This window comes from Daejeonella sp. JGW-45 (genome assembly GCF_029360805.1).
Classification (GTDB): domain Bacteria; phylum Bacteroidota; class Bacteroidia; order Sphingobacteriales; family Sphingobacteriaceae; genus Daejeonella.
Map to the genome: position 1 here is coordinate 259,001 of NZ_JARKNC010000002.1, position 11,883 is coordinate 270,883.

Annotated in this window: 11 protein-coding genes and 1 tRNA gene; 8 read left to right on the forward strand and 4 right to left on the reverse strand. The window is 48.3% G+C overall.

The window, feature by feature from the left end; translation table 11 throughout:
* Positions 1–104 precede the first annotated feature (104 nt).
* Together P2W76_RS04295 and P2W76_RS04300 are read left to right on the forward strand one after the other, a co-directional pair.
* Positions 105–1,031 carry an ABC transporter ATP-binding protein gene (locus tag P2W76_RS04295; protein ID WP_276346291.1) on the forward strand — a complete coding sequence of 309 codons (927 nt, stop codon included), beginning with the start codon at positions 105–107 and terminating at the stop codon, positions 1,029–1,031.
* The gene (locus P2W76_RS04300; RefSeq protein ID WP_276346292.1) at positions 1,028–4,579 is read left to right on the forward strand and encodes a hypothetical protein; all 3,552 of its coding nucleotides are present in this window, start codon (positions 1,028–1,030) and stop codon (positions 4,577–4,579) included. The genes P2W76_RS04295 and P2W76_RS04300 overlap by 4 nt, the downstream gene beginning before the upstream one ends.
* A gap of 360 nt (positions 4,580–4,939) precedes the next feature.
* Here the strand turns inward: P2W76_RS04300 and P2W76_RS04305 are convergent, their stop codons facing one another.
* Positions 4,940–5,185: a nucleotide pyrophosphohydrolase gene (locus tag P2W76_RS04305; protein ID WP_276346293.1), complete on the reverse strand. Its 246-nt coding sequence runs from the start codon at positions 5,183–5,185 to the stop codon at positions 4,940–4,942.
* Between the two features lie 245 nt (positions 5,186–5,430).
* Between P2W76_RS04305 and rhuM the strand changes: the two genes are divergently transcribed.
* Positions 5,431–5,844: a RhuM family protein gene (gene rhuM, locus P2W76_RS04310; protein WP_276346294.1), complete on the forward strand. Its 414-nt coding sequence runs from the start codon at positions 5,431–5,433 to the stop codon at positions 5,842–5,844.
* Between the two features lie 2 nt (positions 5,845–5,846).
* Here the strand turns inward: rhuM and P2W76_RS04315 are convergent, their stop codons facing one another.
* Complete coding sequence (locus tag P2W76_RS04315; protein ID WP_276346295.1) at positions 5,847–6,362, reverse strand: N-acetyltransferase; 516 nt, start codon at positions 6,360–6,362, stop codon at positions 5,847–5,849.
* A gap of 375 nt (positions 6,363–6,737) precedes the next feature.
* Here P2W76_RS04315 and P2W76_RS04320 point away from each other — a divergent pair, with 375 nt between their 5' ends.
* The 5 genes from P2W76_RS04320 (at position 6,738) to P2W76_RS04340 (ending at position 10,983) form a co-directional block, all read left to right on the forward strand.
* Positions 6,738–7,598, forward strand: coding sequence for a helix-turn-helix domain-containing protein (locus P2W76_RS04320; protein ID WP_276346296.1), 861 nt, complete (start codon positions 6,738–6,740; stop codon positions 7,596–7,598).
* A gap of 121 nt (positions 7,599–7,719) precedes the next feature.
* Positions 7,720–9,051, forward strand: a complete 1,332-nt coding sequence (locus P2W76_RS04325; RefSeq protein ID WP_276346297.1) for an amidohydrolase — start codon at positions 7,720–7,722, stop codon at positions 9,049–9,051.
* Positions 9,052–9,090: 39 nt separating this feature from the next.
* Entirely contained in the window at positions 9,091–9,735 is a 645-nt protein-coding gene (locus P2W76_RS04330; protein WP_276346298.1) for an ankyrin repeat domain-containing protein, read from the forward strand.
* Positions 9,736–10,471: 736 nt separating this feature from the next.
* On the forward strand, positions 10,472–10,681 hold the full coding sequence (locus P2W76_RS04335) for a hypothetical protein (RefSeq protein WP_276346299.1): 210 nt from the start codon (positions 10,472–10,474) through the stop codon (positions 10,679–10,681).
* A gap of 5 nt (positions 10,682–10,686) precedes the next feature.
* Positions 10,687–10,983, forward strand: coding sequence for a type II toxin-antitoxin system mRNA interferase toxin, RelE/StbE family (locus tag P2W76_RS04340; protein ID WP_276346300.1), 297 nt, complete (start codon positions 10,687–10,689; stop codon positions 10,981–10,983).
* 213 nt (positions 10,984–11,196) lie between these two features.
* On the opposite strand, the gene P2W76_RS04345 is transcribed toward P2W76_RS04340, so the two are convergent.
* Positions 11,197–11,270, reverse strand: a tRNA-Lys gene (locus P2W76_RS04345).
* A gap of 148 nt (positions 11,271–11,418) precedes the next feature.
* Positions 11,419–11,859, reverse strand: a complete 441-nt coding sequence (locus tag P2W76_RS04350; protein ID WP_276346301.1) for a hypothetical protein — start codon at positions 11,857–11,859, stop codon at positions 11,419–11,421.
* Positions 11,860–11,883: the final 24 nt, after the last annotated feature.

The window sequence follows — 11,883 nt, forward strand, 5'->3', positions numbered from 1 at the left end:
GCCGGGCATTCCATCACATTATTCCCCCCTTTCATCACAATTTAATGCTAATTTTCCCTCAAGCCTTTATTCTTGTTCCTTCGTAGAGAAACACTGTATTGAATATGGAATATCCCAAAATAAGCTTGTCCATCCGTAATGTTTCAAAGACCTATTCCAATGGAATAAAAGCATTAACGGATATCTCCCTTCAGATCCCGGCAGGCATGTACGGACTGCTGGGCCCGAACGGCGCGGGCAAATCTACACTCATGCGCACCCTGGCCACCTTGCAGGACCCGGATGAAGGGCAGATCTTCCTGGGTGATGTGGATGTAGTGAACCAGAAAGATGAACTGCGCAAGACCCTGGGCTACCTTCCTCAGGATTTCGGACTGATCAGAAATGTAAGTGCGGAGAAGCTGCTCGATCATTTTGCCATCCTCAAAGGGATCACCCAAAGCGCATCGCGCAGGGAAGTGGTGGAACACCTCCTCAAACAGACCAACCTCTGGGATAAGCGGAAGCAGCAACTGAACGGCTTTTCCGGCGGCATGAAACAGCGTTTCGGTGTGGCTGTGGCGCTGCTCGGCGATCCTAAACTGCTTATTGTCGATGAGCCTACCGCGGGCCTTGACCCGGCCGAGCGCGTCCGCTTTCTGAACCTGCTGAGCGAGCTGGGTGAAAACAGCGTGGTGATCCTGTCGACGCACATCGTGGAGGACGTTTCCGAACTGTGCACCCGCATGGCCATTATTGATAAAGGCAGGATCCTGCTGGAAGCCGAACCGCTGCAGGCTGTCCGCGAATTAAGAGGCAAGGTTTGGCGCCGCCTGATCGATAAAAGCCAGCTTAAAGAGCTCGAACAGAATCACCAGGTCATCTCCACCAAACTCCTGAGCGGACAGACGGTGGTTCATGCCTTCAGTGATACCGCCCCCGGACCCGGCTTTGAAGCAGTAGGGCCCGACCTGGAGGATGTTTATTTTAGCACCATGTCGGGGTACTACCCTTCACCGGGCAGCCGTGCAGGGAAGGAGCAGCAGCCATGATCTTTCGTGAGATCTTCCGCTTCGAGATCTGGTACCAGTTAAGGCGGCCCTCCACCTGGATATTTTTCCTTGCCCTTACCGGCCTTAACTTCATGGTAATTGGAGACCTGGCAGATTCGGTGCGTTCCGTGGAGAACCAGTTGTTCACCGCTCCCATCATTATCGCCCAGTTTTCCGCTTACTCTGGCAATATCGGCCTCCTGCTGATCGCCGCCCTGACTGGCGATGGTGCGATGCGCGATATTAATGCACGCATCGATCCCCTGATCTACACCACCCCCATTTCAAAACCCGCGTATTTAGGCGGCCGCTTTCTCGGCACGGCATGCCTCTCCGCGGGACTGATCATTGTCGCCGGATGGCTCAGCCTATGGCTGGCCGCCTGCACCAAAACGATCGACGCGGAAAGCATCGGTCCGTTTATTCCATCCGCATACCTCCAGGCTGCGCTCTTTATCGCCCTGCCGAATGTGATAATAGCCACCGCGGCGATGTATACCAGCGCGCTGCTTAGCAGGCAGGCCATGGCTGCCTACCTGGGCGCCCTGCTGATCGTAATTTTGAGCACCTTCAGCATGGAACTCTCAGGAAATAACCGGGAGGTAGCGCGACTGATCGACCCATCGGGGATCGTTATACTGGAAGCGTTTGGCAAGACCCTCACGCCACAGAATATGAATACAGAAGAGCTGTCAGTCGGCACGCCGCTGTTCGGTAACAGGATACTCTGGCTGGCGATATCCCTGATGACAGCGGTTTTCACATTCCGGCAATTCCGGTTTTCAAACAGGCGCGGCAGAAGGAGAAATAAAGCCGCAGCATTGGCCGATGAAGACCTGCGCGGTAAAATAAAGCCGCTGGCAGCGATGTCAGAGCCCGTTCGCAGCCTTGATCTTCGGGCCAGGATCTACCAGGTGCGCGCACTGTCCTGGAGTTTTTTTATGGAATTCCTGAAAAGCCCCATGGTACTGATCCTCCCGGTGATCGGCATTTACGCCTTTATCCTCATCCCAAACATTTCCGCCGGTCCGATGATGGTCCCTATCCTGCCCACCACCGGGCGCATGAACTTTTTCCTGAATCATTCAGCGCTGCAGATCATCCTGGTGATCCCGGTATCCTTTCTCGCCGGACAACTGGTTTGGCGGGAGCGTGATTCACGGAGCAGCGAAATCTCGGATGCCTTGCCGGTTCCCAACGCGGTCATCATTCTGAGCAAGTATGCAGGGCTGATCCTGATCCTGCTCAGCATCCAGCTGACCTTACTGCTTGCGGCGATGGCACTGCAGGCATCGCAGGGATATTACGAATTCGAAATCGCAGCCTATCTCAGGGAGCTCTTTGTGTTCCAGCTGGCGGAGCACCTGACCATCGCCGCAGCGATAGTCTTCATCCATGTGCTGATCAACCAGAAATATGTTGCGCACCTGGTGGTCTTTATCTTTTATCTGTATACCGCCATTCCCCGGCGCTTCGGCATCGAACATAAACTCCTGATCTTTAATTCCGACAGCGGCTTAGCCCATTCTGCCTTCTATGACCAGAGCCCTTTCCTCCCGGGATGGATACTCTTTAAACTCTACTGGATCGCATGGGGCATCCTCCTGCTCATCGTGGCAACACATCTTTTGCCGAGGGGCCGCGAGCTGAACTATTCCCGCCGGCTATCGCAGTCATGGACCGGCATGAGAACATCGCGGCTCAGCCGGCTTGCCCTGGTCCTGCTGATCAGCACGGGAGGCCTCCTGTTTTATAATACCAATATCCTGCACGACTATGTGACGCGCAAAGAAAAGATCGCCGCGCAGGCCAGCTATGAGCGTCAATACGCGCAGTATAAGCAAGTACCCCAGCCCTACCACACCGCCACCAAACTGGATATTGAGATCTATCCGCGGAAGCAGGAAGCCGTCATCTCGGGCCATTACCTGCTAAAAAATGGCAGCAAGAACGAAATGGATTCGATCCACATTGTACCCGCACCGGAAGTAAGCACCAGCGGCATCCGTTTCAACAGAACAGCCCGCCTCCTGCTGAACGATAAAAAGCAGGGCTACCTGATCTACCTGCTCGAAGAACCGCTGCAGCCGGGCGAGCTGCTGCAGATGAATTTTACGGTACGTTATACGCAGTCAGGCTTTTCTAATGAGGGGATTAAGACCGATGTGCTCCCTAACGGCAGCTATTTCGGCAGCTCGGACTGGCTGCCGGCGATCGGCTACCAGGAAAGCCGGGAGATCACTGATGCCGCTGCGCGGGAAGACCATGGACTGCCAAAGCTGCAGCCGGCATTAAGCATCGCGCAGGATCCCGCTGCCCGGTACGACCGAAGTGGTATGGAGAAGATTAGCTTTGAGGCAACGATCGGCACCGCCGCCGGGCAGCTCGCCCTGGCACCGGGCTCGCTGAAACGCACCTGGTCTGAAAATGACCGGCGATACGCGCATTATGTAAGCGAGAAGCCCATCCGGAACGCCTATCATATTTACTCCGCAGATTACCGGGTCCGGAATTCCAGCTGGCAGTCTAAGGAACTGAATATTTTCCATCATCCTTCCAGCACACTGAATCTCGGCCAGATCGGGAAGGCAATGAGTGCTTCCCTGGACTACTATTCCAGGAACTTTAGTCCCTATGAGTTTAGCGAGCTGCGGATGGTTGAGTACGCCGATCCCGGAACAGGGGGCATATCGCTGCCCGGGTCCATTGGCTACTCCACGAATTTCGCCTTGCTGAACACCGCGAACGACGTGCGGGGCTTCGACCTCCCGTTTGCCGTGACAGCGCATGAGATCGCCCATCAATGGTGGCCTCACCAACTGGGTGCCGCCCGGGTGGCAGGCAGGGCGCTCATCACCGAAAGCCTGGCCTGGTACAGCGCCCTGGGAGTGGTGGAACAAACCTATGGATCTCAGCATCTCCGGAACCTGCTGGATGCCATGAGAACGGCATACCTGGCGCCAAGGAGCAGGGCCGGCGTGCCGCTTCTCGAGTCGGCCGACAGCTTTGACGCCTACCGCCGGGGACCCTTTGCCATGTATGCCCTAAGGGAATATATCGGTGAAGAACAAATGAACCTGGCGCTGAGAAAGCTGCTGTACAATTTCCGGTCGGGCGAGCCGCCCTACGCCACTTCACAGGATTTATATTCAGAAGTCCGGGCAGTGACTCCCGACTCGGTCCAATACCTGTTGAAAGACCTTTTTGAAACCAACACCTTCTGGGACCTGGCGACCAGGCGTGCCGCTGCGCGGAAGACCAACAAGGGGAACTGGCAGCTTACCCTGGACGTGACGGCAAAAAAGTCGAAAGTTGATCCGGCCGGGGCCGAAACCGCCCTGCCCATGAACGACCTGATCGAGATTGGCGTCTTCGCACGCGGCAAAGAGGGTCGCCGAACACCCCTGTACCTGAAAAAGCACCGTATCCGTACCGGCGCAAACCGCATTATCATAAACGTAGCCGCCCGGCCCGCTGAAGCCGGCATCGATCCGAGGCATTTGCTGGTGGATACGGATATGGGGGATAATGTTGGGGAGGTGAAGTGAGGGTATGAGGTATGAGGTATGAGGCTGGGCGGAGAGGGTTCTCCCCCGATAGGTCCCGGGTCGAGCCCGGGACAGGTCTCGTCATGGGCATGCGTAGCATATGCCTGGTGATATATCCATTTTACTTGAATTCAAACGTCCAGCACAGCTTTACCCTATCAGTTACGTCCGTAGAAGCTCGCTGCTCAATTCTCGCTTCTCAAAAAAAACTTTTAGCAGAGTCTTCATATTACCGCCTATTTCGCGTTCGGTGCTTTTGTTGCCTGGTATATGATCATTTGAGCTCGTCGTATTTTTTTGCTGTGCCTTTTGATTTATCAATGGGATACTTGGCGGCGTTCTTTTCAATCTTGGTGTTGACTATTTCCTCAATATCCAAATCATATTTTCTGCCAGAAGCAAAGCGTAGGCAAAAACATCGGCTAGTTCTTCTTTTACTTTTTCGAGGTCTGCATCCTCTGAGTTTTTCCATAGAAATAACTCGTTGAGTTCTGCGGCCTCTATAGATAGTGCAAGTGCTAGATCTTTTGGGTTGTGGAGCTGGGCCCAGTCGCGGTCGTTTCGGAATTTGATGAGTTTTGCTTGGAGGGATTGCCAGGTGTTCATGATGCAATATAAATGTTTTGAAATTACACGCAAACTTTAGGAATGATCTTAATACCCACCCCAATTCCTGCCCGTCGTATTGAGTGTCCTTAAAAATGTAAAGTAGGTTAAACAGTAAATTCCTAACAATATGCGGCCTAGCTTACAGTTTAGAACATGTAATACAAGCCAATAGGAGATGAGCCAGGACAACCATCACTGAACACATACAAAACACATTTACTGAAGGGGAACTGGATGAAAATGTGGTATGTCGGAATTTCCGACATACCACTCCCCATGGTGCTATTGCAGGGAAGACTCAGGATAAAGAAGTAAAATATTATAACCTGGATGTGATAATCTCAGTAGGCTATCGTGTAAAATCCGTCCAGGGCACTCAATTTCGTATCTGGGCTACGCAGCGGCTTAAAGAATACATTATTAAAGGATTTGCGCTGAACGATGATCGCTTCAAGTCGGGCAGTTCTATGATTTATTTTAATGAGCTGCAGGATCGCATCCGGGAGATCCGGATTTCGGAACGTTTCTTCTATCAGAAGATCAAAGATATTTACACCACCAGCATTGATTGCGATCCCAAAGATGAAAAGACCCTGGAGTTTTTTAAAAAAGAGGCTGCTCTCCTGAGACAGCCTCTTCAAGCTACACCTGATTAATTTCAACTGGTGACGTTGAAACTATCATCATATTCCACAGTTCCCTCCGGTATATTTCCTGTAAATGACTGTACCTGGAAATATTCGGCAGGAGCATGCAGGTACTGCAAACGGGCATCGCTGCTGAATCCGAACCGGCCATAATAGGAAGGCTCGCCCAGCACCACACAGCCGGCTGCATGCAGCTCCTTCAATGCGTCAATGGCGGCCCTGATCAGGCCGGAGCCTACTCCTGATCCCTGTTTCGAAGGGATCACCGATACAGGCCCTAAGCCAAACCAGCCTTCATTTCCTGATGAAATGATTACAGCCGACATAGCAACATGTCCTATCAATACTCCCTCCTCTTCTGCTACCAGAGAAACGGCCAGTTGACCATTTTCGCGCAGGGATCTTATGATGAACGATTCCGTTCCGCTGCTGTATGCTGCGGAGGCAAATGCAGCCTTTGTTACCTGATCGATAGCCTCGATATCAGAAGGCATTTCCCTCCTGATAGTATAATTGTGTTTGTGCATTACTAAGAATTAAATAAAAATAGGAGACCTTACCTCTGCTGAAGACGCAGAAGTCATGAATAAAATTATCAGCTGAAGATGTAATTACCCGAACGGTAATTACTGTAATGCAATATCCATCATACGCTCAAGTGAAGAAATTGGACTTCGTGCCGAAAATAAAGAAAAACTATGATAAACCCTTCATGACAAGAGGCCGCCCCTTAAGCGAAGATCAACGCAGCTGAATCGGGAGATTATAAACTCTATTGCTAAAAACTTTCAAGAATCCTAACTACTCAAAAAAAGTTTCGATATTCGATCCATTATCTCCACCTGCTATGTCTAAGGATACCAAAGCGCAGATGATATTGTAACCTTCCCATGAGCTTATAGATGAATAAACACGAAAGTAATAGTTCAATATCGGTGATTGGCATCCAGGGATTCAGGGAAGGTCAGTTCGCCGGCCGTGAAGAGCTTTTATTCAACGAACTGCACGGGGAAAGAAGCATTGAGAAGCCCCATGCACATGATTTCTTCACGATCAATCTCTTTGACCGGGCCAAGGGCGTACATTCAATCGATTCCATAGATTATCCTATCGGCAATCACCAGGTCCATGTTTTGTTTCCCGGACAGCTGCACAAATGGGACATCAAGGCAGAAACGATCGGCTACCAGCTCATGATCGAACGGACATTCTTTGAAAAGTTCGCCCCTTATTTCAGGTTTTCTTTTACCAACTACCAAAATCACCCGGTCATACAATTGTCAGACAGCGCATTCGAGATGCTGCATTATGAATTCGATGCGATCAGAAACGAACTGGAACGAGCGGATTCCCTGGCACACCTGATCAGCGCCCGTTCAGCGGTCATCGCGTCCATTTTGAGCAGGGAGGCAGAACAAGCTTTTACGGAATTCAAGGTTTACCAGTCCAATGCAAGATTAGCTGCTTTCAACATGTTGATAGATGAATTCTTCCGGCAGCAGCAATCTGTGACATTCTATGCGGACAGGCTGAATATTTCTGCCAACTACCTCAACGTCCTTTGCAAAAAACACCTGAAAATATCTGCAACACAGCTGATACAACTACGTGTAAGTACAGAAGCCAAAAGACTGCTGCAAAGCACCTCGCTATCCATCAAAGAAATCGCTTTTAAACTAGGTTTTGCGGATCACGCCTATTTTTCTAATTTTTTCAAAAGCCGGACAGGAATATCTCCTACTGAATTCAGGGAAAAGAAATAAATTCTTCAAGTAACGGCAGGAATCCCACAAGCCTTATGCCAGGCAGGTTGGGTACATTTGTGATCAATCCCTCGCTTTCCCTTAAAGCGGGGCGACTTGTCAAAATCAATGCGCAAAAACGATGAAAAAGTCAGATATATCACGTAAAGATTTCCTCAAAAGCACTGGATTGAGTCTTGCAGGCCTGGCTTTTGTCCCGGGACTGCTCCATACACAAACTGGCGGAACACAAGAATCCAAAACCATAACATCAGGCAATATGTACACATTGAAAAACGTTCGTTTGGAAACCGGCTTTGACTATGAGGCCGATGAGATAGTCGCCACCAATACAGAGCTTTTCTGCGTAGAAATTGAAGGCGGAACAATAAAAAGAATAATCCCAAACCAGCCGGGAGCAAATGCCATAGATGCCCGGGGAATGCTTATGCTTCCTTCTTTCAGGGATATGCACATCCATTTGGACAAAACCCTTTATGCAGATAAATGGCGTGCAGTACGCCGCTCGGGGGGAATAAAGGGAATGATAGCACTGGAGCAAAGAACATTACGGGAAATGTTGAAAAACTCCACCTATAAGGCTGAAAGGCTGATAGAACTATTGCAGTCACAAGGAACCGGGTTCGCCCGCAGCCACGTCAATATAGAACCGACATCCAGACTTGATTCGCTTAAAAACCTGGAAATAGCCCTGGCCAATAAAAAAGATGTCTTCGGTGCGGAATTAGTCGCCTTTCCGCAACATGGTCTCTATTATACGGATTCGCTTCCCTATATGAAGGAAGCCGCAAAAATGGACATTGATTTTATCGGAGGTTTAGACCCTACCAACGTAGACGGCTCGATCGAAAGAACATTAGATACCACTGTTCAGCTCGCCCTGGACAATAACAAAGGAATTGATATCCACTTACACGAATCGGGGAAATCAGGTCTTGACACCATCGAATACCTGATCGCCAAAGTGAATGAAAACCCCGTCCTAAAAGGAAAAACCTTTGTCAGTCATGCTTTTGCACTGGGAACTTTAGAAAAGAACAAACAAGAAGCCATAGCTGAACGGCTGGCCGCAGCCCGGATCGGCATTGCTTCCACTATTCCATTCGGAGGATTGATTATGCCGGTTCCCGCACTGTTAAAACACGGTGTAGATGTGATAACGGGGAATGACAGCATTGTGGATTACTGGAGCACCATGGGAACCGGAAGTGTATTGCAGAAAGCCAATCTCGCAGCGCAATTGTATGGCCAGGTTTCAGAATTCGGATTATCCCGGATGTTGAAACTGGCAACGGCGGGGCCTATTCCCCTGGATGACAAAGGTGTACAACAATGGCCCAAAGCAGGAGACGATGCCAATATCGTGCTGATCGATGCAAGCTGTTCGGCAGAAGCAGTTTCCCGGGTATCGCCTGTGAAATCGCTGATATATAAAGGGAATATTGTTTATTAAAAGTTGAGGCTTATGAAAATTTTCTTTTTGATATTAACAATGATGACTATAGCATCTTCATGCTTTTCAACTCCGGCAGAAGATCCAAATACAGACAATATGAATGGACACGATATTTTAAAAGCTGTAGAAAACAACGATCTGCCGGCTGTAGAAAGAGCTTTGAACAATGGAGCGGACGTCAACACAACAGATAAAAACAAGCGTTCCCTGTTGTTGCTCGCCACAAATAACAGGCAAACCGAGATGGCCAAGCTTTTGGTAGAGCACGGCGCGGATGTCAATCAGCAGGCAGAAAACAGAGACAGTCCCTTTTTATATGCAGGGGCCAGCGGGCAAACGGAATTGGTAGCGTTATTCTTAAACAATGGCGCACGCTTTGACATTTTCAACCGTTACAACGGATCGGCACTCATACCCGCTTGCGAACGTGGCCATGTAGAGACGGTCAGGTTGTTGGCGAATACCAGGGATTATCCGGTTGACCATATTAACCGTTTGGGTTGGACAGCTTTAATGGAAGCCATTGTACTGGGAGATGGAAGCGAAAAATACCAGCAGATTGTTCGAATTTTAAAAAATGCAGGGGCGAAAATGGATATTCCTGACCACGATGGGATCACACCATTACAACATGCCCGGGCAAAGGGGTTTAAAGCAATCGTAGATATTATAAAATCATAGAAACCGGGGTCGGGATTAGCTGACAATATGATCCTATAAAGATGTGACCCCTTCGGGGTCTGTAATCTGCTTTAAGACACTACATTTAACAAGCAAAAGAACGTCAAAACGCTGCATTAACCCTATTACTCCGATTACAAACGTATTTCTTGAACCCCGAAGGGGTTATATGTTTATAGAAAATCAACGTTGCCTTTTTTCCCGAACCCGAAGGCGGTCACATATTTATAGTAACCGGTGTTCCCGGGCAAATCGACCCCAAGGTGGTCGCATGTGTCGTTTTGTTACATGCGACCACCTTCCTATACAGGTTATGAAATGACCTATTCCAACCTTGCGAATGAAAGCAGCCGTTCAAAGGGAGCAGCTGACCTGTTCAAATGCACTTTGGGATATTGGAATACCAGTATGGGTATAAAAAAGGGAGACAACTAACGTATAGTGTCTCCCTTAGTGACCCCTTGGGACTCCCCGTTCTGCAACGGGGTGAACTTCTCGTCCCGGAGAAGAAAATAACTCACGTGCTGCGCACCATTAAATGTGAACTTGATGGTACAGAAATAGTTATATAAAACATCATGAAAATTACGGCGTTAAAAAGAACTTAAATTAATGGCTATTGAAATTACCAAGAAAATAAAGAACAGTTTCGTAACGCTCTGGTAAATGGAATACTCCTATTAACATTGTTTATTATATTGGAATTGACTAATTTTGTATTTAATAGAGTGTTATTATGACAACAATAGACTCGGCATTACAAGAGATCATGCGAATGGATTATAATTCCAGGGAAATGCTATTGGAGATATTGCAAAAACGTCAGATAGAAGCTCGTCGTAATGATGTTGCTAAATCAGCTAAGCAGTCTTTAAAAGATTATCATTCTGGCAGGATCACTCCGGCTACTGCGGATGAAGTGAAAACCAGGTTAAATTCTCTTTAAAACGGATGCTGCCGGAACGTAAACTGGTTTTATCAAAAGCCTTCGAAAAATCATATAAAAAGTTTACGAATAATAACAACACGTTAAAGGCTGCCATTTTCAAAACTTTGGATAAGTTGCAGGTCGATGCATTTAATCCGTCACTGAAAACTCATAAACTTAGCGGCAAGTTGGCTTCTTATTTGGCTTGTTCATGTGGTTATGATTGCAGGATTATCTTTGTGATAGAAAAAGATCTATTGAATCCCGAATTAGAAAATATCGTCTTGTTAGATATTGGCACTCATAATGATGTTTATTAAACCTAACGACCTGACGAGTATCGAACTCAAAAAGTGACTTCTGTGGATGGAAATGCAGTCTCTACCAAAGAGTCTAAAATACAAAACCGCCCTAAATGTATCTAGAAGCGGTTTTTGTGATTTTGTGACCCCTCTGGGACTCCCCGTTCTGCAACGGGGTGAACTTCTCGTCCCGGAGAAGAAAATAACTCCCGTGCTGCGCACCATTAAATGTGACCCCTCTGGGACTCGAACCCAGGACCTACTGATTAAGAGTCAGTAGCTCTAACCAACTGAGCTAAGGAGTCATGTGATCAGGTTGCAAAGAAACAAAATTCCTATCACAAATCCAATCAATACCAGGCTAATCAATGAACGTTGATTTCATTTTTTCAATGTCTCCCCGCTTCCTCGTCCCTTGTATTCTGAGAGATTTCCGGCATCGCTTCAAAAAACCTATAACGTCACCCCTGCCCCTATGATCCAGGTACCGGGCTGCTTCAATTCTAACTCAAGCAAGGGACGGTCGGCAATTGTAAGTCTTAATCTTAGCGGGTACACCACATCCAGCAGCTGCAGTTTTACTGCGCGGCCGGTTCTGGAGACTTCATTTTTTCTCCCATAACTTCCGGCAACAACTTCCATACTGGTTATCTCTACAGTTGGGACATCGCCTTGCAAAAGGGTTGCAGAACCGCCGGTTACACTTTGGGTTTCTATCTCGACCACGTTCGCCGTGGCCTTTGCATTTCTGCGTATATCCAACCGCGTTATCTGGCGGCTTCTCTCATACACAACATATTGCTTTTCAGGCTTTGATTTTTCTTTTTCCTGGGCCTGAACGCTAAAGGCTGAAAGTGAAACAATCAGCAGGAATACAAGTTTAAAATTCTTCATTTTATTATTTTAGTTAAGGTACCG